Below are 21,763 nucleotides of genomic sequence, written 5' to 3' on the forward strand. Positions count from 1 at the left end.
TTCAACACACGTATTAATTTATTCAACATTCAATGTTTGAGATTTCAGATTTAAAAGCAAAGAAACTTCCTGAGCTTCAAGAAATGGCCAAGGGGCTTAAAATCCCTAAATACAAGTCATTAAAAAAACTAGATTTAGTCTATCAAATCCTCGATGTTCAGGCCTCCAACCCCAAGATTGTACAAGAAAAAATTGTACAGGAAAAGCCGCAAAATGAGGCTAAGCCCAAGGTTTCTTCTAAAAAAGAAGCCACAGAGAAAAAGCAAGCTCCATCCAAACCCAAAAGAGAACGCATTTCCAAACCGGCCCCAAAAGGCAATACGAATACTGAAAATTCGACTTCAAAGCCCAAAGTTGCCGCCGAGCAAACTTCAAATGATACTAAAAAGACTGTTGACACCAAGAAAACCCATGATCGCAATCCCAAACGTGGAGATGCCCAGGATGATCGGAAGTCGCAACAGCAACATAGTTCCAACGGACATCAGAATCAAAAAAATGCTCCACAGCATAAGAATCAGTCCCAACACAAGAACCAACAGCACAAAAAAGGAAATCATCATCAAAAAAACAATCACGACAAGAACAGTAATTTTGATAAAGATTTAAAAAACCGGTATAAGGAACCTGAGTTCGAATTTGACAGCATCATAGAAAGTGAAGGTGTCTTGGACATTATGCAAGATGGTTATGGTTTCTTGCGTTCTTCGGACTATAATTATTTATCCTCTCCAGACGATATTTATGTGTCGCAATCCCAAATCAGGTTATTTGGATTAAAGACCGGGGATACGGTCTTAGGAAATGTACGCCCCCCTAAAGAAGGCGAAAAATATTTCCCTTTGATCAAAGTCAATAAAATTAATGGTTTGGCACCTCAAGTGGTTCGAGACCGTGTGTCCTTTGAGCATTTGACGCCCCTGTTCCCTCAGGAAAAATTTAACTTAGCGGAACGTCAAAGCACCATCTCTACAAGAATTATCGATTTGTTTTCTCCCATAGGAAAAGGGCAACGTGGCATGATTGTTTCCCAACCTAAAACAGGTAAAACAATGTTACTCAAAGATGTTGCCAATGCCATTGCGGCAAATCATCCCGAAGTATATCAAATCATATTGCTCATCGACGAACGTCCCGAGGAAGTTACCGATATGCAACGGAATGTACGTGGCGAGGTTGTTGCTTCTACCTTTGACAAGGAAGCTACAGAACATGTGCGCGTAGCCAATATTGTATTGGAAAAGGCAAAACGTCTGGTTGAATGTGGCCATGATGTGGTTATCCTTTTGGATTCCATAACACGTTTGGCAAGAGCATATAATACCGTGCAACCGGCCTCTGGTAAGGTATTGAGTGGTGGTGTGGATGCTAATGCCCTACACAAACCAAAACGTTTCTTTGGAGCGGCCAGAAATATTGAAAATGGCGGTTCTTTATCCATAATTGCCACGGCTTTGACAGAAACCGGTTCTAAGATGGATGAAGTGATCTTTGAAGAATTCAAAGGAACAGGTAATATGGAATTGCAGTTGGATCGTAAAATATCCAATAGAAGAATATTCCCAGCCATTGACCTTACCTCCTCCAGTACCCGTAGGGATGATATTCTATTGGAAGAAAATACCATTCAACGCATGTGGATTTTGCGTAAGTATTTGGCCGATATGAATCCTGTAGAGGCTATGGAATTTATGGAGCAGCGTATTAAACAGACTAAAAACAATGAGGAGTTTTTGATGACCATGAGTCAATAGAGTTTTCATAACCCCCTTCTTAAAAAAGCCTAAAATTATTCTGATTTTAGGCTTTTTTATGCACTGTACGAAACACTATTGCCATAAAAAGCGGTTTTGAAAAAAATCGCAGCCCATCTTACATTTTTAACAAGGCACTTGCCTTCTGTTATAGGTATATTCGTTTCTTTTCCCCAATTTATTCTTTAAAATATCACTATTTTAAGATATATTTATCAAGTATAAAGAATGTGATTTCCCCCTAGCAAGCTTCATACAAAGGCTTAAATTTAATTTAAAACACTAACATTATGAGAAAAAAAACCAATGTCTTTGTATTTCTATTTTTGTGTTCCGTTATGATTTTTTCCTTAAGCAACTGTGCTGAAGGCGAATACAAAAAAGAAGGTGGGGAAGAAGGGGAAAAACCACAAAAACCTGTAAAACCACCAAAGCAAATTGTCTCCTTGAAGGAAGCCAAAATGATGTACAAAATGTATACCGAACGCCGTGTTCCTTTGATACGTCATTTTGAAGATTCGATCCTTCACCGAAAGCGAAGCAAGGATACGTTTAACATTGGGCGCTATGTTGAGTACGACTACAAGACCATTAAGCAATATATGGAGTATATTGAACAACAAGCGGGCAACCTAAAGGAAGATATCAGCACAATTCGCATTTATTTTGTGAATTATCCGGATGAAGCCAAGTTTCCAAATGGAGATAGCATTATCCATCCCGGACAAAACTCTGTAGTTATTGCCCCCACCATAAAAAGAGGCAAAAGAGACTATCTTTTCTATGGAATACATGAGGGTGGCAAAAATCACAAACCAGTATTATTGTCCAACGCTTTTGAATTTGTGAAGGGACAATCTGGTTTAGGGCAAATTGGGCAGCCCGAAAAAAACAATGCATCCCTATTTCCTTCCTTAAACACAGCAGCTAAAAAACCTCCGATCATGTTTGTGGATACAACTTCCATGTTCTTGAATAGAGGCAATATAGCTCCACCTCCTTATTAATTTTATTTTTCCTTTTAGCTATAGAAGCACTATTATGATAGAAATCATACAAAAGAATTATTTCATTATTTTGTACAGTATTGCCTTGGTTTTTTCAATAGTGCGCTATCGCTATTATTATGAAAGTCCTCTGAAGTTTTTCCCTATTATTATTGCATATACACTTTTAAATGAAATTCTCGGAGGACTGATTAAACATATAGATATTTTTCAAATTATTTATATTGATTTAGAACAACATTCGCAATACAATAAACTCATTTATAATATTTTTGATATCATTTTCTTTTTGTATTTCTTTTATGTGTTTTGGCGATCAATGCATAAGGAAATACACAAAAACTATGTAAAATACGGGGCAGTTCTATTTAGTGTCATAAGCATCGTCAACATATCTTTTGAAGATATCTTTTTGTCCACGCCTATGTATTGTATTTTTTCAGGCTCCCTTATTTTATTGGGAATAACCATATTGTACCTTAAGCAAGTACAGAAGGCAACGCGAATAATAAAGTCGCGCTATAATATTTTAATGTTATGGATATGCATTGGTTTTTTAATTTTCTATCCGTTCTACCCTTTTTTGGTATACATCATAGAAAATGATCCTCAGATTTATTATGAGTATCATATTTTGACCATCCTGCATATTCTAATCGTATGCATGTACACTTGTTTTATCTTAGGTTTTTTACGAATGACCAAAGGAAGAATTGCGCAATGATAATTTAAAAATTATGTATAAATACAAAAAGCGCTTTTCGAATGAAAAGCGCTTTTAATTTCTTGAAAACAGATTGTTCCTTACATGGCAGCAATTTGCTTTGACAATTTGCTCTTTAAGTTAGCTGCCTTATTGGAGTGGATAATATTGCGTTTCGCCAATTTATCGATCATACTTACCACTGTTGGCAATAAGGTCTCCGCAGTTTTCTTATCTTCTTCAGAACGCAATTTACGCAATGCATTACGCATGGTTTTATGCTGATATCTATTACGTAAACGTACTGCTTCGTTTCTTCTGATTCTTTTTAATGCTGACTTATGATTTGCCATTTTATCTTTTGTTATTTTTTTATGGGTCTCCCCATTGTACTGTTGTAGTCCGTAGGGGAATCGAACCCCTGTTACCAGGATGAAAACCTGGCGTCCTAACCCCTAGACGAACGGACCATTATGATTTCAATTTAGTCGTTAAAGATTGCTCTTAAAACAACTTTGTAGTCCGTAGGGGAATCGAACCCCTGTTACCAGGATGAAAACCTGGCGTCCTAACCCCTAGACGAACGGACCATAATTTGCACAATTGCGGATGCAAAAATACAATTATTTTTTACTATCGCAATACCTAAATATTATTTTTTGCAATATATCTTATTTTCCTACTGAAATATACTAAAATAACCGCTAATAGGCCTTGGCAAAAAGCACTCTTTTTTTAGAAGGTGCCCCTGTAACCATACAGCTCCCTGCTACGGTTTCAGTTTCTAAAGGAATACAACGGATGGTGGCCTTGGTTTCATTCTTTATCTTTTCTTCCGTTGCCGCACTACCATCCCAATGCGCCGCTATAAAACCACCTTTTTCTTCCAAAACTTTTTTGAATTCTTCATAAGACTCCACATTTGTGATGTGGCCTTCGCGATGTTCTAAAGCCTTCTGGTAAATATTTTTCTGAATGTCCTCCAATAAAAACTCGATTTTAGCGACCACCTCATCTGCAGCTATCGTCACTTTTTCCAAAGTGTCCCTTCTTGCCACTTCGTAAGTTCCATTCTCCAAATCGCGCTGCCCTATCGCCAATCGAACAGGAACTCCTTTCAATTCATATTCATTGAACTTAAATCCAGGTTTATGGGTATCCCTATTATCGTATTTTACAGAAATTCCCTTAGCCCGAAGCGCTTTGACCAAAGGCATCACGTTTTCAGAAATTCGATCCAATTGCTCTTTTCCTCTATAAATAGGTACGATCACCACTTGAATAGGCGCTAATTTTGGAGGCAATACCAATCCATTATCATCACTGTGCGTCATGATCAATGCTCCCATAAGTCGTGTAGATACGCCCCAGGAAGTGGCCCAAACATGTTCTTGTTTTCCTTCTTTGTTGGCATACTTTACATCAAACGCTTTGGCAAAGTTCTGTCCTAAAAAGTGCGACGTCCCTGCTTGGAGCGCCTTTCCATCTTGCATCAACGCTTCAATACAATAGGTTTCCACCGCTCCGGCAAAACGCTCGCTTTCTGTCTTCACTCCTTTTATAACAGGTACGGCCATATGATTTTCCGAAAAATCGGCATATACATGCATCATCTGTTCCGCTTCGGCAATAGCTTCTTTCTCCGTCGCATGTGCCGTATGTCCTTCTTGCCATAGAAATTCTGCAGTACGCAAAAAGAGTCGGGTACGCATTTCCCATCGCACTACGTTGGCCCATTGGTTAATCAGTAAAGGCAAATCCCTATAGGATTGTATCCATCGGCGATAGGTATCCCAAATAATGGTCTCCGAAGTAGGTCTTACGATAAGCTCTTCTTCCAATTTTGCTTCGGGGTCCACAATGATGCCACCACCGTCTTCCGCATTCTTTAAGCGATAATGTGTTACAACGGCACACTCTTTGGCAAACCCTTCTACATGACTTGCTTCCTTACTCAAATATGATTTGGGGATAAACAATGGGAAATAGGCATTTTCGTGTCCTGTTTCCTTGAACATCTTATCCAATCCTGCTTGCATTTTTTCCCAAATGGCAAAACCGTATGGTTTAATGACCATACAACCTCTGACTCCTGAATTTTCCGCTAAATCCGCTTTAACAACAAGTTCATTATACCATTTAGAATAATCTTCACTTCTTTTCGTTAAATTTTTACCCATAATGTAAAGTTTGGCACAAAACTTGCGACCTAATATCAATAAAATAGTTCGGTAAAATTAAACTATTTTTACAATGTTCAACATTAAATTTACAACTATGATACATTCTCTACCCTACAAAAGAATACGCATCGTAAGCCTAATTGCCCTTATCGGCACGTTTTTAGCTTCTTGCGGTTCTTATCAACAGTCATCGTATTATGACAATGATGGAATCTATAGTAGTAGCAATCGTAGTAGCACGGAAAGGGCACCGAGAAATGTAACAAGACAGAACACCGATAACACTTACGAACAATATTTTGCCCAAAAAGCCGATCAGTATCAAGAAATATTGGATAGTGAAATATTTACGGATATTGATAGCTACAGTAGCGATATTGCCAATGATAGTATTAATGTTGACACCGATTATTTTAATGATTACAATACGTATAATGGAAATCCTGGTTGGGGAGATAACCAAAGTAATGTCACCATAAACTTTCATGATTACGGATATGGAGGTCTTTACGGATTTAATGGATTCTATGGCCCCTATGGTTTTGGCGGAGGATTTTATGATCCCTGGGGATTTCTAGGCTTTGGCAGATTCGGTGGTTTTGGCTATAGCGGTTATGGCTATGGTCCTGGCGGATTTGGCTATGGTGGTTTTGGCCTAGGCTATGGTTTCGGAGGCTTTGGTTATGGCTATGGTGGTTTTGGTCTTGGTTTTGGATTTAACCGTTTTGGATATGGAGGATTCTATTCCCCTTACCGCTATGGTAGATTCTACAATAGAGGTTTTGGATTCCGAGGAGGGCGAAACTTTGCCTTCAACAGAGGACGACGAGGTTTTTACAATAGAAATGGGATAGCAAGTGCACGTTCTTCAAGGTCTAGCGTTGCTCGTAGAAATGGACGATCCAATTTAAATACTTCAAGGTCCAGGATCGGAAGAAATGGAACAGCGATACGCTCCAACAGAGGCGCAGGTATTGCTGCAAGGAGAAGCGGTAATTCCATACGATCATCAAGAGGAAGAAATGCGGCCTTTAGAAGCAGTAGAAGCACAAGAGCTGTTCCAAGGTATAATGGAAGCTCTAGAAGCAGCCAAAATTATAGAGGCAATTCAGCGCGAAGTTCATCAAGGTATAGCAGAGGTTCAGGAATCAGCAGAGGCAATAGCAGCTCACGAAGAAGTTCCTCAGGATATAGACGTTCCGGAAACAGTTCTAGAAGTAGTGGCTACAGAAGTTCATCTTCCAGAAGTACAAATCGCGGTTCTTCCATTAGATCAGGAAGCAGAAGGAGTAGTGGCAGTAGCTACAGGGGATCTTCCAGAAGCTCCAGTAGAAGTGGCTCCATACGTTCTTCAGGCAGAAGCAGTTCTATTCGGTCTTCAGGCGGCCGAAGCAGTTCAAGATCTTCGGGCAGATCATCCTCTAGAAGTAGTGGAAGAAGACGATAACCTAATTTAGACGGTAAGAAATCATCAAAAAACTTTCAAAATAATTTAGTCAAATGAAAAGATACTCAATTTTCATCATGGTCTTGGTATGCGCTATAGGTAGCGCTCAAAACATCAACGATGTGGTGCGATATAGCACAGAAAACCTTCAAGGTACAGCACGTTTTCAAGGACTGAGCGGAGCCTTCGGAGCATTAGGAGGAGATCTATCTGCGGTAAACATCAATCCTGCTGGCGCCGCTGTCTTTAATAATAGTTTATTTACCCTTTCGGGATCTAACTACAATAATGATAATGACGCTACTTATTTCAATACGACGAACAATACCACCTTCAATTCTATTGAATTGAATCAGATTGGGGCCGTATTCGTATTTAAAAGCAGCGATGACGATGCGGAATGGAAAAAAATAACTCTAGGGTTGAATTATGATATTGTCGAAAATTACGACAATGAATTTTTTGCTTCCGGTAGAAGCGATCAGGGCATAGACAATTACTTTTTAAACTTTGCCCAAGGTACTCCCTTAGGCCCTCTATTTTTACAGGATGGAGAGTTTATAGAGCAAGCCTATCTGGATATTGGTGCAGAGCTTGGATTTGCCGACCAACAGACCTTTTTAGGATATTTTGGGGGCATCATTGATCCTTTGGATGTTACAGATCCCAACAATACGGGATATGTATCCAATGCTTCCTACACTGCGGTAAACCAAGAATTCTTGCAGTCTACTTCTGGTTTTAACAGCAAGTTTAATTTAAATCTGGCTTCACAGTATAAGGATCACCTTTATATTGGTGCCTCCCTAAATTTTCATACGGTAGTCTATGACCGTCTGACGCGGTTAAGCGAAAGTGGTTTTGATGCCGATTCCGAAATACAATTTGTGAATTTTGACAATTTATTGCATACCGAAGGAAATGGTTTTTCGTTCAGCGTAGGGGCAATAGCAAAATTGAACAACAGCGTACGCATTGGAGGAAGTTATCAATCTCCAACATGGTATCGCTTAACCGATGACACTTCACAACGCATCAATTCTGATTTGGCCGATGACGATATTAACTTTATCGATTTTAACATTGTAAATCTTTTCGATGCCTATACCATTAAAACTCCCGGAAAAGTCACCGGAAGTTTAGCGCTTATTTTTGGAAAACAAGGACTTTTGAGCTTTGATTACGGCTATCAAGATTTTACCCAAGCCGAACTACGCCCAACCAGCGATCCAAGCTTCGCCACGGTGAACACTGCCATTTCCAATACTTTGGGTGAAGTTTCCACCTATAGAGTCGGTGGGGAATTCAAAATAGACAATGTCAGCTTACGTGGAGGATATCGTTTTGAGGAAAGCCCTTATGCAGATGGACAGACCATTGGAGATCTTACGGGTTATTCGGCTGGAATAGGATTCAATTTTGGAGGAAGTAGATTAGACCTTACGTATAGCAGATCCGAACAAGATATTAACGAACAATTGTTCGATACTGGAGTAACCACTCCTGCTTTGATCAATGCCATCAACACAAACGTCACCTTGAGTTACACCTTAAATCTGTAACTTATCTTTTTTGAGCCTTTGATACGATATATGGATTGCTTTTCAATTAAAAATGGAAAGCAATCTGTTGTTTTAACCCCTATCGTTTTAAGGTAAAATGTGTGCGGACAGTTCTGGCAACCAACATTCCGTTTTCCTGACGGGAATAATCAAATTTAAACCAATAGTCCGACGAAGGCATGGGTCTGCCATTAAAAGTGCCGTCCCATCCAGGAGTATTTGCAGTCAATTGCTTCAATAATTTTCCATAGCGATCAAAAATGAATACCGTGGGGTCAGTCAGTGTTTCCACCCCCAATATATGCCACGAATCATGCAAACCATCGGCATTGGGTGTAAAGAATTTTGGATAACCCACTACTAGGAAAGGAATGGGTTCCGTGATACCACATCCATTTAAGTCGTTAATAATTACCGTGTTTTCGCCAGGCGGTACATCAATGAAAACATTGGAATCTTGAAATTCCCCACCATTGATGGCATACTCGTAATCACTGTTGCCCTCTACTTCTATACGAATGTTATTGCTATTGGAGATATCATCTAAAATCACCACTTCTCGCAAGACCGGTATAGGAAGAAAGGTAATTTGTATCTCATCGCTGATCGATACGCCAGCAGTTGTAATAATTTCTACGAAGTACAGACCAGAATTTGGACTAGTGACCACATATTCTGTTTCCGTAGGTCCGGAAGCCAAAGGCGGTGTATCGGGAATCCCATCCCCATCGGCATCTACAGACCAGGTGACACTTGCAATGTCTGGTCCTGCCGGTGAACGCAATGCACTCAGAACAATATCGGGATCGCCTTCACATGCCACAATATCCAACCCTAAAAATTCGTCCCGTAATGTACAGTCCAGTGCCGTATTTTGATCCGCATCCACAGAGCTTCCTGTGAACGTTAAGGAAAAAGGTTCCGGATCTCCGTTAAAGTTGGTCAGAAAATTATTGATCAAAATAAAATACACCTCCCCTTCACGTACATCCAACCATTCGTCATAGGTGTTTAAGTTTTGTACTAATGGAGGCGCTCCTTCCTGCCCATTTTCTGGATTTACACCTACTCCCGTAAAAGCAGTACCGTTATTCTCATAATTACATCGTATGGGCTGGGCCGTTCCATTGCTAATATCCGCACAATCCACATCGGGTCCGTAAACCGCAAAATCCCATTCTGCAGTAATGATTGAAGAGCCGGGTACGGGCAATGCCTCAATATCAAAACCGAGTTGTCCATCGGTTCCAGCTCTAAACACATACCAAGACGTGTTATTTTCAATATTGGCTTCACTTACACTTCCCTTTTGCAAACAACCCGTCTCAACAATGAGATCGGGATCAAAATCTTCTACATCCCCAAGACCATCGGCCTGGGAAAAAATAGGTCCGTCTGCACATACAGGAATTGCACTCCTACAATCAGGGGAGTTTTGGGCATATGACCCAATACAAAAAAGGAATATACTGCTAATAGAACAAAGAAATGTTCGCATGAATAGTTATCTTAAATATGAAAGGTTTGGCCATAATTATAACTCCCGTGAAGTTGTTTTAGTATATTTCATCCGAAAATTTAAACACTTAATCGACAAACTGCACTTTAAAGTCTTTTTTTAGACTTTTACCGCTTTAAAGTGAAATGATTGTTCAGGAATTTTGAAGTCACTTCCCCTCCTACCGCATTTTCGTAGGTAAGCTTAAACCAATAGTCACTTTCGGGAAGTTCACGTCCATTAAAAGTGCCATCCCAGCCAGGCGTGTTTGCAGTCAATTGTTTCAACAATTTCCCATAGCGATCGTAGATAAAAACCCTGGCATTCTGTAAATTCTCAATTCCTGAAATTTGCCACAGATCGTTTCTGCCATCCCCATTGGGCGTAAAGAATTTGGGAAAGCCGTTGACCGTAATAGTTTCGCTCACCATTCCACAACCGTTTCGATCATTGATGGTTACCGTATGTGTTCCTTCGGAAACATTATTGAAACTGTTACTTTCCTGGAAATCACCTTGATCCAATTGATATTCAAAATCCCCCACGACATCCGTAATAATGCGAATACTATTATTATCCTGTAAGTCGTTTATAATTACATCTGTAATTTGAGGTGCCGTAGACATGGACACGGTTACTGTTCTCATTGCTTCACAGACGAGTCCTCCTTGGATGTTACTTGCTATTAAAGTATAGGTTCCTACCTGTGAAATGGCAATCATTGCTGTACTTTCCCCGGAATCCCATTGATAGGTATAGGAGGCATTTGGGGAATTATCCCCTATCGTTAAAACCTCATTTTCTGCACACAGAAAAACTTCCGTGGGAAAATCCAAGATCGGAGTTTCCAAGGCCGTTAATTGAAATTCTTGAGGCGAATCAAAACATCTAGGGTTAGCTATGGATGAAGTCCGGGCATAGATTATCTCAGTATTGCCAGAAGTTGCGTATTGTGTCGGCAGATTGTTTACACCGTTAAGGGCATCTGCCAGACTACCGTAATAGGTTACCATATAGGCCATAGGGTCTTGTCCTCCCAAGGCCTCCACATCTTTTTGGGACAAATCAAAGGTATTTTGATTGGAACATGAAGCCTCATCCATCACTGGAAAGGTAGTCGGCAAGGGTGTTAGTTCTACCTGTGCATCACTAATAATGCTACTGCCATCTGGAAGTTGCACTTCTACCCTATACAGCGCAGACTGCAATACTTGAAACGTTGGGTCACTTGCTCCGGAAATCGCCTGAAACCCCATGCCAACATCCATAAACCAAGTATACGAAGTGGCTGTGGCCGTAGTTGCGTCCAAAATAATATTGTCATTTTCACAGGCAGCTCTAGGAGGCCCCAGCAAGTTGCTAATAATAGAGCAATCCAAGGCATCATTAGGGTTGGTAACAAATATATTTCCTGAAAACTGTATGGAGAATCCCGTATTGGTATTGCTGAAATTATTGATGAGCAAATAATAATCTTCCCCCGGCGCTACATCCAACCAATCTTCATATAGAACGGTATCTGTATCTCCGGTAGGATCCACTCCTACTCCCATAAAACTTTCGTTATCACTATTATCAAAGAAATTACAGCGGATCGGATCTCCTAAATTATCGCAATCAGCAGATCGATACAAGGCAAAATCCCAATCTTCTGAAGCATCAAAACCGATATTGAAACCCAATTGCCCTGAAGCGGAAGTACGAAATCTATACCAGGCCGAGTTGGATTCTATAGCTCCGGTAGTCGTTTGTTCCAAACAACCAGTTCGGGCAGCCCCATTAAAATCATCACTCCCAAAGCCATTGGTTCCTCCATTCACTGGCGTGTTATTGCAAATGGGTATGGCCGTAGCACAGTCTGGAGCGACTTGTGCCCATGCGAAAGTCATTCCCATGCAAAGGAAAGACCATAAAACTGCACCATACTTTGTCATATGCGGTTCTTCTTTGAGGTGTATTAAAATTATGGCACGTCTTTCCTTAACACTAATTTATGTTGTGTAAGCAAGTAAATAGGGTATTAAGTGCCATTTTATGTATATCTTTGCTTTTCGAAAAAGGCCGATTTAGATGAAAATTGACAATGCATTGGAAGAGCATTTTGAAGAGTTAGGAGACAACCATGTGGCGACCTCTGAGAATACTCCATTACGCAAAGATGCTTTTATTTTGGACGATTCTGAAAAAATCAAAAAAATTCAGGATAGTATTTATGATATTATGGAGACCTTGGGTCTGGATCTTAACGATGATAGCCTAAAAGGCACTCCCAAGCGTGTAGCCAAAATGTTTGTAAAAGAAATATTCTCGGGCTTACACCCCGATCGCAAACCCAAAGCTTCTACTTTTGACAATAAGTACAAATACGGGGAGATGTTAGTGGAAAAAAACATCACACTTTATTCCACTTGTGAGCATCACTTGCTCCCTATTGTTGGGCGGGCACACGTAGCCTATATTTCCAATGGCACCGTGGTTGGTTTATCTAAGATGAATCGTATTGTTGATTATTTTGCAAAAAGACCTCAAGTACAGGAAAGGCTTAATATCCAGATTGTAAAAGAACTACAAAAAGTATTGAACACGGAAGATGTGGCCTGTGTTATTGATGCCAAACATCTCTGCGTAAACTCCAGAGGTATACGCGATATTGAAAGTAGTACCGTAACTTCAGAATTCGGAGGAAAATTCAAAGAAGAATCTGTCCGCCGGGAATTTCTAAATTACATCAATCTAGATACCAATTTCTAATTGCCCGCCTTTACCATGCAGTTATATCAAAGTCAGCCCCTCAAAGTCTATAATTCCCTATCTGGAAAAAAAGAAATTTTTGAACCTATCAATAAGGATCACGTGGGTATGTATGTCTGTGGACCTACAGTATACAGCAATGTGCATTTAGGAAATTGTAGGACTTTCATGTCTTTTGATATGATTTTTCGCTATTTGAAACACCTTGGATATAAGGTGCGCTATGTGCGGAATATTACAGATGCAGGGCACTTGGAGAATGATGCGGATGAAGGTGAGGATAAAATTGCAAAAAAAGCAAGACTAGAGCGTCTGGAGCCTATGGAAGTGGTACAGCGCTATACGGTTGACTTTCATAATATCCTTCAAAAATTTAATTTTCTGCCTCCAAGTATAGAACCTACGGCAACAGGTCATATTATTGAGCAGATCGAAATCATAAAAGATATTATTGCCAAGGGATATGCCTATGCGGTAAACTCTTCTGTTTATTTTGACGTAAAGCGCTTCAATGCCGATTTTGACTATGGAAAATTAAGTGGCCGCAGATTGGAAGACATGATTGCCAATACGCGACAGTTGACCGCCCAGAGCGAAAAAAGAAATCCTCAGGATTTTGCATTATGGAAAAAAGCAGAACCCCAACATATTATGCGGTGGCCTTCCCCATGGGGTGATGGTTTTCCCGGATGGCATTTGGAATGTACGGCAATGAGTACTAAATATCTTGGGGAAACCTTTGATATCCACGGCGGAGGAATGGATTTAAAATTTCCGCATCATGAATGCGAAATTGCACAAGCAGAGGCCAGCAATGGAAGTTCTCCGGTAAAATATTGGTTGCATGCCAATATGCTGACCTTAAATGGAAAAAAAATGTCCAAATCCACGGATAATAATATTTATCCCAGTGAGATATTCTCTGGAGACAATACCATACTGAGCAAAGCTTTTTCTCCGGCCGTTGTTCGCTTCTTTATGATGCAGGCGCATTATACCAGTATCCTAGATCTTAGCAATGATGCATTGCTAGCTTCTGAAAAAGGGTATTACAAGCTCATGGAAGCAATGGAAACCTTGGATACCCTAGAACATAAAAGCAGTACAACTTTCAATATCCCGGAATGGCAACAGAAGTGTTATGATGCCATGAATGATGATTTTAACACTCCTATTCTTATTGCCCATTTGTTTGAGGCCGTAAAGCATATCAATCTCATCAAAGAAGGTAAAGAAAGTATTACCAAAGAGGACAAAGAGCTTCTCAAAGGCATTTTAACTGCTTTTGTACATGACATTCTGGGCATCGAAAATGTTGCAGCCCAACAAGGAGACTCGGATACCTTATCTGGCGTGGTCAATCTACTGATTCAACTTAGAAACGAAGCAAGAAGCAATAAAGATTTTACCACTTCCGATAAAATCCGTGATGAATTGTCTGAAATGGGCATCCAATTAAAAGATGGGAAAGAGGGCACAACCTTTAGTTTGAGTTAAACCAATAGCGCTGTTTAACGGTCCCTTGCCTCAATTGTTTTGAAATCCTATGATAAAAAAAATCCTGATAGCTCCTTTTGTATTCCTTATCAAGGGGTATCAGCTCTTGATTTCTCCCTTAACGCCCGCTTCCTGCCGGTATACGCCCACATGTTCTAATTATACCCTTCAAGCGTTGAGAAAACACGGTGTTTTTAAGGGCGGATGGTTAGCCGTAAAACGCATTTTTAGTTGCCATCCCTGGGGTGGTAGTGGATATGATCCCGTACCATAATTCTTTGTGATTTTTATAGTAAGGAAGTTCTTAATTCCCTTTAATACGCCTTGAATTACTTATCTTAGCTTCATAAAATTATTCTGAATGTACTTTTTAGGTTTTACGTGGAATCCAGACGACACCCTTTTCAAAATAGGGTTTTTACAGATTAAATATTACAACCTCCTTTGGATAGCGGCTTTTGCTTTGGGCTGGTATCTTATGAAGAAAATTTTTCTCAATGAGAAGAAAACGATGGAGCAACTGGATTCCCTGTTCATTTACAGTGTGTTGGCTACGATGCTGGGAGCGCGTTTAGGGCACGTATTCTTTTATGATTGGCCTTATTATCAAGATCATCTCTTGGAAATACTACTCCCCATAAGGGAAAGGGCCGGCAGTACTATTCTAGGTTTTATTAAAGGATATGAATTTACAGGTTTTACAGGTTTGGCCAGTCATGGTGCAGCGATTGGAGTAATCATCAGCATGTACCTTTACACCAGGAAGTATCCTGAATTTAAGTTGCTCTGGATTCTAGATCGCGTGGTTATTCCTGTGGCCATAGGTGCCTTTTTTGTGCGTTTGGGGAACTTTTTTAATTCTGAAATTATTGGCAAAAAAACCGAAGAGTCCTTCATATTTGCCACTCGGTTTGTCCGGAACAATATTTCACCCAATGAAGCCATGTCCATTACCAAGGCCAAAACACCCAATGAAGCCTATCACCTCATAGAGACATCGCCTCAATTTTCCGAAGTTTTGGCCAATATTGACTATAGCCATCCTGCACAATTGTACGAGGGAGTTTGTTATATTTTTGTGTTCCTAATTCTTTATTATTTCTATTGGAAAACCGATAAGAAAAATAGAGCAGGGTTTCTATTCGGCACCTTTTTAGTACTACTTTGGACGGTCCGCTTTTTTGTGGAATTCGTAAAGAAAAGTCAAGGTGGATTTGGTGGAGACACCCTATCTACAGGGCAATGGCTAAGCATTCCATTTATTTTGATCGGACTTTATTTTATTTTTAAATCCAAACCCACAAAGGCTTAAAATGAAAAAAGGAATTTATGGGTTCGCTTTAATTATTGCATGTATTTGCACGCTGACTTCCTGTAAAGAAGAGGCAAAAAAGGCCATGAAAACTCCTACAATTCGTTTTCAAAAAGAAGGAGAGCTATTGATTCACAAAAAAGATAATACCACTCCCATTGCATTGGATATTGAAATTGCCGAATCGGATTATGAAACAGAAACCGGATTAATGCACCGAGATCAAATGGCGAAAAATCAGGGCATGTTATTTATTTTTGAAGATGTGCGCATGCATGCCTTCTACATGAAAAATACCAAAATACCATTGGATATTATTTTTTTGGATGAAAACCTTCGGATTGCCAGTTTTAAGAAGAATGCAATTCCTATGGATGAGTCTTCCCTTTCTTCCGAAGTCCCAGTACAATATGTTTTGGAAGTCAATGCAGGTCTTGTAAATCAATGGGGACTAAAAACACAGGATAGCATCTCTTTTTCCCGACAATAAACCCATGACAAGGAAGATGAGGGAATCAGTATACCAACATTGGGGCATTTTTGTGGATGGGAATACAGACATCCCCTTACTGATTGACCGCTTGCTCAAAAAAAGGTTTTCGGGCATCGATTTTCCAAAAAAAATAAAAGGAAGCGTGTATGCGCCATCAGAGATTCACCGATACCTTAGGCAAGAGCGGCGCCATGGTGAAAATTCTATTGCCCCCGGTCAAAATTTAGGTTCACTTTCTAGTGGAGAACAAAAAAAGGCCTTACTGGCCTACTTAGCTAAAGAAAAGAGTGATTTTATCATCTTTTTTCAAGCATTTGAACACTTGGATGCCCCGTCACGGGAAATCCTGACAACACAATTAGATGTGCTAAGGCAGGAATGTACTATTGTACAATTGATTTTAAGAAAAAAAGAAACCTTCCCATTTCTTCAGGATTTTATTACTTTAAAGGGTAACGCGCTTGTGGAAAAACATCATTTGTGCTGCCCCTTACATTTGCCCTCTACACACCAGCAACCTTTAGAGACCGCCATTCCAAGAATCGTTCAAGCTTTGCCCTATGCGCTCCCTTATTTGGTAGAATTTCATCAGGTTTCCGTTTCTTATGATCATCGCCCTATTTTAAATGCTATCGATTGGCAGATTGGCCCCAATGAATTCTGGCAATTGACTGGAGAAAACGGTAGTGGAAAAACCACGATACTTTCTCTTATTTACGGGGAAAATCCCAAAGCCTATGGACAGAATATCACCCTTTTTGGAAAGAGGAAAGGGAGCGGTGAAAGTATATGGGACATCAAAGAAAAAATTGGGTATTATTCACCCGGAATGATACTTCAATTTCCAAAATGGCAAACTGCGGAACAGGTATTGCTCTCTGGACTTTACGACAGTTTGGGCCTATATTACCAGCCCAAGGATACCGATCATGCCCGGATTAGGACTTGGATGGAACAATTGAAAATAGAGGCACTAAAAGATGTCCCGTTTCACGAAATCAATGAAGTTCAGCAGCGCATGCTCCTCACGGTACGCGCTATGGTAAAGCAACCATTACTCTTGATTCTGGACGAACCCTTAGCCGGTTTAAATGACGAGAATATTACGGTATTTATCTCTTTGGTGAATACCATTGCCAAACAAACTACCACAAGCATTATTTTTGTTTCCCATACCCAAGAACAAGCCTTAGAAACCAATGGCATTTATGAACTTCGTAAGACCCCTAAAGGGTCTAAAGGCATTGTTATAACATCTCCCAGCAAAGGCTAGCGAGCGTTCGTCAAACAAGGTTTATTTTCCTCATCATTTCGAAATCATTAGCGTCAACAACTAACTCCTTCTACCCATATCATTGCATGTTCTGTTTTTTTGAATTGTACTCAAGAACACCCCTTACTAGACATGATTTCCTTTTCAACAAGTAAAAAAAGAGGTTGCCTTAAACTTTAAGACAACCTCTTTTCTATTTTATATGTGTTGCAGATTACTCTTTCCCCGTCAAAATTCTTTTCTTCAAAGTATCGAACATTACTGGAGTTGCAATAAACAATGAAGAATAGGTACCTACAATAACACCTATTATCATAGCAAACATAAATCCTCTTAAGGATTCCCCTCCAAAAATAAAGATGGCCAATAATACCACTAAAGTGGTCAAAGAAGTATTCAATGTTCTACTCAACGTACTGTTCAAGGCTAAATTGATATTATCGCCTGCAGCCCAGCCTTTCTCCGCAATAATTTCACGAATACGATCAAATACAACCACGGTATCGTTCAAGGAATATCCGATTACCGTAAGGATAGCCGCAATAAAAGCCTGATCGATCTCCATATTAAAAGGCATAATGCTACTGGTTATGGAGAAGATTCCAAGTACGATCAATACATCATGGAAAACCGCCGCAACCGCTCCTAAGGAGAATTGCCATTTGCGGAAACGCAATAAGATATATAAGAACACTACGGCCAAGGAACCAATGATCGCCCAAAAGGCATTGTTTTTAATATCATCGGCAATGGTAGGACCAACTTTTCTATATTTTAAGATTCCTATATCGTCATTTGTTCCACCGGGCACAAAATCTTGCATGGTAGTTCCTTCGGGAAGGTATTTTGTTAAACCTTTGTACAAAATATCTTGAATCTCGTTATCCACTTCTGTTCCGGGCACATCCACTTTGTACTTCGTCGTCAACATAATTTGGTTGTCCGCTCCAAAAGTCTTGGCGCCGACACTCCCCAAAGCTGAAGAAAGCTCACTGGTAATCTCTGCTGGACTCACAGATTTCTCAAAACGAATCTGATAATTTCGTCCTCCAACGAAATCCACACCTTCATCCAATCCTTTGGTAAATAAAGAGAATAAACCAATGGCTACCAATATTCCTGAAACCACATAGGCAATTTTTCGTTTCGATAAGAAATTGGTATTGATTCCACGGAACAAATTCTTGGTCAAAGGCGTCGTAAAATCCAAAGATTTTCCCTTTCTAGAGATGTACCAATCAATTAATAATCGTGTTACAAAGATTGCCGTAAATAAGGAAGTTACAATACCGATCAATAAGGTAGTAGCAAATCCTTTTATAGGCCCAGAACCAAATACAAATAAAATCAAGGCCGTCAAACCTGTAGTGATATTCGCATCCAAAATTGAAGAAAGTGCATTACTAAAACCATCTGCAATGGCCTCTCCCTTTCCTTTTCCTTTGGCCAACTCTTCCTTAATACGTTCGTAGATCAACACGTTTGCATCCACAGACATACCAATGGTCAATACAATACCGGCAATACCAGGTAAGGTAAGTACGGCATTAAGACTGGCCAATACCCCAAAGATTAAGATGATGTTCAATATTAGGGCGATATCCGAAAAGATACCTGCTTTTCCATAGTAGAAGATCATCCATAACAAGACAATGATCATGGCAATGACAAAAGACATAAAACCACTATCTATGGCTTCTTGTCCCAAGGAAGGCCCAACCACAAAAGAATCAATAATATCTGCTTTTGCTGGAAGTTTACCTGCACGCAATACGTTGGCTATATCCTGGGTTTCTACAACTGTAAAAACTCCTGAAATTTCGGTCTGTCCTCCAGAAATAGGTCCGTTTCTTACGGATGGCGCTGTATACACCCTATTATCCAAAACAATGGCAATTCCCGTTTGATTAGTATAGGCATCCCCAGTAAGTTTTTCCCATTGTTTGGCCCCATTGGTATTCATACTCAAACTAACCACAGGTTTCCCGTATTGATCAAAACTACCTCTGGCATCACTAACCACATCCCCACTCATTCTAGGAATGCTATCCCTATTGGATTTCAAGGCATACAATTGCACGATCTCAGACTCTTCTGATTCTCGTTCCCATACAAATTTGGCATACTGTAAGGTCACGGGCAATAGACGTCGCACCTCCGGCATCTTAAGGTATTCATCTACCTTTTTTACATCCCCTTTTCTGGCATAACCTACGGAGAACTGCGTTCCAGGAATCGCCGTAAAGATATCCGCCAATGGATTATTTTGTGCCGTTAGCAAGGAATCCTGATCCACATTGGACAATAGAGTATCTTGCTCTACTTCTTCCTTAACTTCTTCGTTATTCGTATCACCAACCAATGTTTTTAAACGGTTATTGGCTTCAAAGAAAAACCGTTGGAAATTTGGACTATTGGTCTCATAAGTTTCCCAGAATTGTAATTCTGCAGTACTGGATAACAACTCTTGCGCTCTTGCGATATCGCGAGCTCCAGGTAATTCCACCAAAATACGTCCTGAATTTCCTTCACGTTGAATATTGGGCTGTGTTACTCCAAAGCCATCAATACGTTTACGCAATACTTCAAAAGCAGAAACTACAGATTCATCGATTTTAGTTCTGATAATAGGCTTTACCTCATCATCCGTCATCTGAAAATTGATCACATCGCTAAGGCCTATATTTGCAAATATCTCTGGAGAAGCTAATTTTTCGTCCCCTTTAAGTTCATCGAAGGCATCGAAGAACAACTCCAAATATGTATCTGGACTGCTTTTAGAATCTTCATCGGCTTTGTTCAAGGCACTGATAAATACCGGGTTGGTACTGTTTTCAGAGAGGCCTACTAAGATATCCCTTACTGCTATTTGCAAGGTTACGTTGATTCCGCCTTCCAAATCCAGACCTTTGTTCAATTGCTTCTTTTTTGCCTCGTTGTAGGTCGTGTATCCGAATACAGATTCCTTTCCGATAGAATCTAAATGTCTGGTTACGAAAGCTTCTCGTTTTGCCAAATAATTATCTTCCGATTCCGAAATCTCACTAGCGGCCAAAGCCTTTGCGTCACCTTCGATCTTACCTGCCACGAAAGTATACGAGAGTGCATAAATACTCACAATCCCGAATAAGAAAGCAAAAAGCTTTATAAGTCCTTTATTTTGCATTAGTTAAATGTATTAATTTCTGGTATTTACAATAGCGTGCAAATATATAATTTCCGATAGGAACTGACAATTTATTTATAAGATTTATAAACAAAGACATCCGCCCCAATTGGTATTGGAACGGATGTCTCTCACTATTTGTGTGTCTTTCTTAAAGTTACAGTTCCAACAGGCCATTGGTTTTTTTAACTCCAGCAGCACTCTCCTGCATTTTAGCCTTCTCAGCGTCGCTCAAATCAATGGTGACAATTTCTTCTATTCCGTTTTTTCCCAAAATAACAGGGACTCCGATACAGATATCATTGAGACCATATTCTCCTTCCAAAAAGGTAGAACAAGGGAACATTTTCTTTTGATCGCAGGCAATAGCTTGTGCCAATCCGGAAACTGCTGCTCCCGGGGCATACCATGCGCTGGTACCCAACAACTTCGTTAATGTAGCCCCTCCTACTTTAGTATCGGCAGCAACTTGCTCCAATCGCTCTTCCGTTAGGAATTCGGAGACCTTTACACTATTTCTTGTGGCATGTCTGGTCAAAGGAACCATTCCCTTATCACTATGTCCACCGATGACCATACCATCTACATCAGAAATTGGGGCTCCCAATGCTTCCGCCAAACGATACTTAAAACGGGCACTATCCAAAGCTCCTCCCATTCCTATGATTCTATTCTTGGGCAAATCCGTAGTTTTATGTACCAAATACGTCATGGTATCCATTGGATTACTCACAATAATTAAAATGACATTTGGAGAATGTTCCACTAAACTGGAAGAAACCGTTTTTACGATTCCTGCGTTGATACCGATCAACTCTTCACGTGTCATTCCCGGTTTACGTGGAATCCCGGAAGTAATAATGGCAATATCACTACCTGCTGTCTTGGAATAATCGCTGGTACTCCCAACAATTTTGGTATCGAAACCGTTCAAGGATGCTGTTTGCATAAGGTCCATTGCCTTTCCTTCGGCATACCCTTCTTTAATGTCCAATAAAACGACTTCAGAAGCAAAATTCTTGATAGCAATATACTCCGCACAACTTGCGCCAACAGCTCCTGCTCCAACTACGGTAATTTTCATAGGTTTATATTTTTTAGATGTTTTAAAATTGTT

The 21,763-nt window shown here is 40.0% G+C and carries 17 protein-coding genes and 2 tRNA genes; 11 read left to right on the forward strand and 8 right to left on the reverse strand.

What is annotated here, in order from left to right; all coding sequences use genetic code 11:
* The first annotated feature begins 32 nt into the window (after window positions 1–32).
* The 3 genes from rho (at window position 33) to ACEXOE_RS01855 (ending at window position 3,485) form a co-directional block, all read left to right on the forward strand.
* Entirely contained in the window at window positions 33–1,754 is a 1,722-nt protein-coding gene (gene rho / locus ACEXOE_RS01845; protein ID WP_394747022.1) for a transcription termination factor Rho, read from the forward strand.
* A gap of 290 nt (window positions 1,755–2,044) precedes the next feature.
* Window positions 2,045–2,761: a hypothetical protein gene (locus ACEXOE_RS01850; RefSeq protein ID WP_394747023.1), complete on the forward strand. Its 717-nt coding sequence runs from the start codon at window positions 2,045–2,047 to the stop codon at window positions 2,759–2,761.
* Between the two features lie 34 nt (window positions 2,762–2,795).
* A complete protein-coding gene (locus ACEXOE_RS01855; RefSeq protein WP_394747024.1) occupies window positions 2,796–3,485 on the forward strand; it encodes a hypothetical protein in 690 nt (229 codons plus the stop codon).
* Between the two features lie 80 nt (window positions 3,486–3,565).
* On the opposite strand, the gene rpsT is transcribed toward ACEXOE_RS01855, so the two are convergent.
* From rpsT to proS, 4 genes are all read right to left on the reverse strand, one after another.
* Complete coding sequence (gene rpsT, locus ACEXOE_RS01860) at window positions 3,566–3,817, reverse strand: 30S ribosomal protein S20 (protein WP_394747025.1); 252 nt, start codon at window positions 3,815–3,817, stop codon at window positions 3,566–3,568.
* Window positions 3,818–3,862: 45 nt separating this feature from the next.
* Window positions 3,863–3,934, reverse strand: a tRNA-Glu gene (locus ACEXOE_RS01865).
* A gap of 48 nt (window positions 3,935–3,982) precedes the next feature.
* Window positions 3,983–4,054, reverse strand: a tRNA-Glu gene (locus tag ACEXOE_RS01870).
* Between the two features lie 114 nt (window positions 4,055–4,168).
* Complete coding sequence (gene proS, locus ACEXOE_RS01875; RefSeq protein ID WP_394747026.1) at window positions 4,169–5,644, reverse strand: proline--tRNA ligase; 1,476 nt, start codon at window positions 5,642–5,644, stop codon at window positions 4,169–4,171.
* A gap of 97 nt (window positions 5,645–5,741) precedes the next feature.
* Here proS and ACEXOE_RS01880 point away from each other — a divergent pair, with 97 nt between their 5' ends.
* Together ACEXOE_RS01880 and ACEXOE_RS01885 are read left to right on the forward strand one after the other, a co-directional pair.
* A complete protein-coding gene (locus tag ACEXOE_RS01880; protein ID WP_394747027.1) occupies window positions 5,742–7,094 on the forward strand; it encodes a hypothetical protein in 1,353 nt (450 codons plus the stop codon).
* A 53-nt stretch (window positions 7,095–7,147) separates the two neighbouring features.
* Window positions 7,148–8,656: an OmpP1/FadL family transporter gene (locus ACEXOE_RS01885; RefSeq protein ID WP_394747028.1), complete on the forward strand. Its 1,509-nt coding sequence runs from the start codon at window positions 7,148–7,150 to the stop codon at window positions 8,654–8,656.
* Window positions 8,657–8,735: 79 nt separating this feature from the next.
* Here the strand turns inward: ACEXOE_RS01885 and ACEXOE_RS01890 are convergent, their stop codons facing one another.
* Both ACEXOE_RS01890 and ACEXOE_RS01895 read right to left on the reverse strand, forming a co-directional pair.
* Window positions 8,736–10,154 carry a T9SS type B sorting domain-containing protein gene (locus tag ACEXOE_RS01890; protein ID WP_394747029.1) on the reverse strand — a complete coding sequence of 473 codons (1,419 nt, stop codon included), beginning with the start codon at window positions 10,152–10,154 and terminating at the stop codon, window positions 8,736–8,738.
* A 128-nt stretch (window positions 10,155–10,282) separates the two neighbouring features.
* Entirely contained in the window at window positions 10,283–12,088 is a 1,806-nt protein-coding gene (locus ACEXOE_RS01895) for a T9SS type B sorting domain-containing protein (protein WP_394747030.1), read from the reverse strand.
* A gap of 136 nt (window positions 12,089–12,224) precedes the next feature.
* Here ACEXOE_RS01895 and folE point away from each other — a divergent pair, with 136 nt between their 5' ends.
* From folE to ACEXOE_RS01925, 6 genes are all read left to right on the forward strand, one after another.
* Entirely contained in the window at window positions 12,225–12,905 is a 681-nt protein-coding gene (gene folE / locus ACEXOE_RS01900; RefSeq protein WP_394747031.1) for a GTP cyclohydrolase I FolE, read from the forward strand.
* 15 nt (window positions 12,906–12,920) lie between these two features.
* Window positions 12,921–14,402, forward strand: a complete 1,482-nt coding sequence (cysS, locus tag ACEXOE_RS01905; protein ID WP_394747032.1) for a cysteine--tRNA ligase — start codon at window positions 12,921–12,923, stop codon at window positions 14,400–14,402.
* Window positions 14,403–14,451: 49 nt separating this feature from the next.
* A complete protein-coding gene (gene yidD / locus ACEXOE_RS01910) occupies window positions 14,452–14,676 on the forward strand; it encodes a membrane protein insertion efficiency factor YidD (RefSeq protein ID WP_394747033.1) in 225 nt (74 codons plus the stop codon).
* An 87-nt stretch (window positions 14,677–14,763) separates the two neighbouring features.
* Complete coding sequence (lgt, locus tag ACEXOE_RS01915) at window positions 14,764–15,714, forward strand: prolipoprotein diacylglyceryl transferase (protein ID WP_394747034.1); 951 nt, start codon at window positions 14,764–14,766, stop codon at window positions 15,712–15,714.
* Between the two features lies 1 nt (window position 15,715).
* Window positions 15,716–16,204, forward strand: coding sequence for a DUF192 domain-containing protein (locus ACEXOE_RS01920; protein ID WP_394747035.1), 489 nt, complete (start codon window positions 15,716–15,718; stop codon window positions 16,202–16,204).
* Between the two features lie 16 nt (window positions 16,205–16,220).
* On the forward strand, window positions 16,221–17,480 hold the full coding sequence (locus tag ACEXOE_RS01925) for an ATP-binding cassette domain-containing protein (protein WP_394747036.1): 1,260 nt from the start codon (window positions 16,221–16,223) through the stop codon (window positions 17,478–17,480).
* A gap of 214 nt (window positions 17,481–17,694) precedes the next feature.
* Here the strand turns inward: ACEXOE_RS01925 and secDF are convergent, their stop codons facing one another.
* Both secDF and ACEXOE_RS01935 read right to left on the reverse strand, forming a co-directional pair.
* A complete protein-coding gene (gene secDF, locus ACEXOE_RS01930) occupies window positions 17,695–20,646 on the reverse strand; it encodes a protein translocase subunit SecDF (protein ID WP_394747037.1) in 2,952 nt (983 codons plus the stop codon).
* A gap of 157 nt (window positions 20,647–20,803) precedes the next feature.
* Window positions 20,804–21,730: a malate dehydrogenase gene (locus ACEXOE_RS01935; RefSeq protein ID WP_394747038.1), complete on the reverse strand. Its 927-nt coding sequence runs from the start codon at window positions 21,728–21,730 to the stop codon at window positions 20,804–20,806.
* Between the last annotated feature and the right edge of the window lie 33 nt (window positions 21,731–21,763).

This window comes from Spongiimicrobium salis (assembly GCF_043678055.1).
In the GTDB taxonomy this organism is placed as follows: Bacteria; Bacteroidota; Bacteroidia; order Flavobacteriales; family Flavobacteriaceae; genus Spongiimicrobium; species Spongiimicrobium salis.

What these genes read in the sequence shown, in the direction of transcription:
- ACEXOE_RS01880 (WP_394747027.1), top strand. Translation starts at nt 5,742, where the DNA reads ATGATACATTCTCTACCCTACAAAAGAATACGCATCGTAAGCCTAATT.
- folE (WP_394747031.1), top strand. Translation starts at nt 12,225, where the DNA reads ATGAAAATTGACAATGCATTGGAAGAGCATTTTGAAGAGTTAGGAGAC.
- ACEXOE_RS01885 (WP_394747028.1), top strand. Translation starts at nt 7,148, where the DNA reads ATGAAAAGATACTCAATTTTCATCATGGTCTTGGTATGCGCTATAGGT.
- yidD (WP_394747033.1), top strand. Translation starts at nt 14,452, where the DNA reads ATGATAAAAAAAATCCTGATAGCTCCTTTTGTATTCCTTATCAAGGGG.
- ACEXOE_RS01855 (WP_394747024.1), top strand. Translation starts at nt 2,796, where the DNA reads ATGATAGAAATCATACAAAAGAATTATTTCATTATTTTGTACAGTATT.
- rho (WP_394747022.1), top strand. Translation starts at nt 33, where the DNA reads ATGTTTGAGATTTCAGATTTAAAAGCAAAGAAACTTCCTGAGCTTCAA.
- ACEXOE_RS01890 (WP_394747029.1), bottom strand. Translation starts at nt 10,154, where the DNA reads ATGCGAACATTTCTTTGTTCTATTAGCAGTATATTCCTTTTTTGTATT.
- rpsT (WP_394747025.1), bottom strand. Translation starts at nt 3,817, where the DNA reads ATGGCAAATCATAAGTCAGCATTAAAAAGAATCAGAAGAAACGAAGCA.
- ACEXOE_RS01925 (WP_394747036.1), top strand. Translation starts at nt 16,221, where the DNA reads ATGAGGGAATCAGTATACCAACATTGGGGCATTTTTGTGGATGGGAAT.
- cysS (WP_394747032.1), top strand. Translation starts at nt 12,921, where the DNA reads ATGCAGTTATATCAAAGTCAGCCCCTCAAAGTCTATAATTCCCTATCT.
- ACEXOE_RS01920 (WP_394747035.1), top strand. Translation starts at nt 15,716, where the DNA reads ATGAAAAAAGGAATTTATGGGTTCGCTTTAATTATTGCATGTATTTGC.
- secDF (WP_394747037.1), bottom strand. Translation starts at nt 20,646, where the DNA reads ATGCAAAATAAAGGACTTATAAAGCTTTTTGCTTTCTTATTCGGGATT.
- ACEXOE_RS01850 (WP_394747023.1), top strand. Translation starts at nt 2,045, where the DNA reads ATGAGAAAAAAAACCAATGTCTTTGTATTTCTATTTTTGTGTTCCGTT.
- ACEXOE_RS01895 (WP_394747030.1), bottom strand. Translation starts at nt 12,088, where the DNA reads ATGACAAAGTATGGTGCAGTTTTATGGTCTTTCCTTTGCATGGGAATG.
- proS (WP_394747026.1), bottom strand. Translation starts at nt 5,644, where the DNA reads ATGGGTAAAAATTTAACGAAAAGAAGTGAAGATTATTCTAAATGGTAT.
- ACEXOE_RS01935 (WP_394747038.1), bottom strand. Translation starts at nt 21,730, where the DNA reads ATGAAAATTACCGTAGTTGGAGCAGGAGCTGTTGGCGCAAGTTGTGCG.
- lgt (WP_394747034.1), top strand. Translation starts at nt 14,764, where the DNA reads ATGTACTTTTTAGGTTTTACGTGGAATCCAGACGACACCCTTTTCAAA.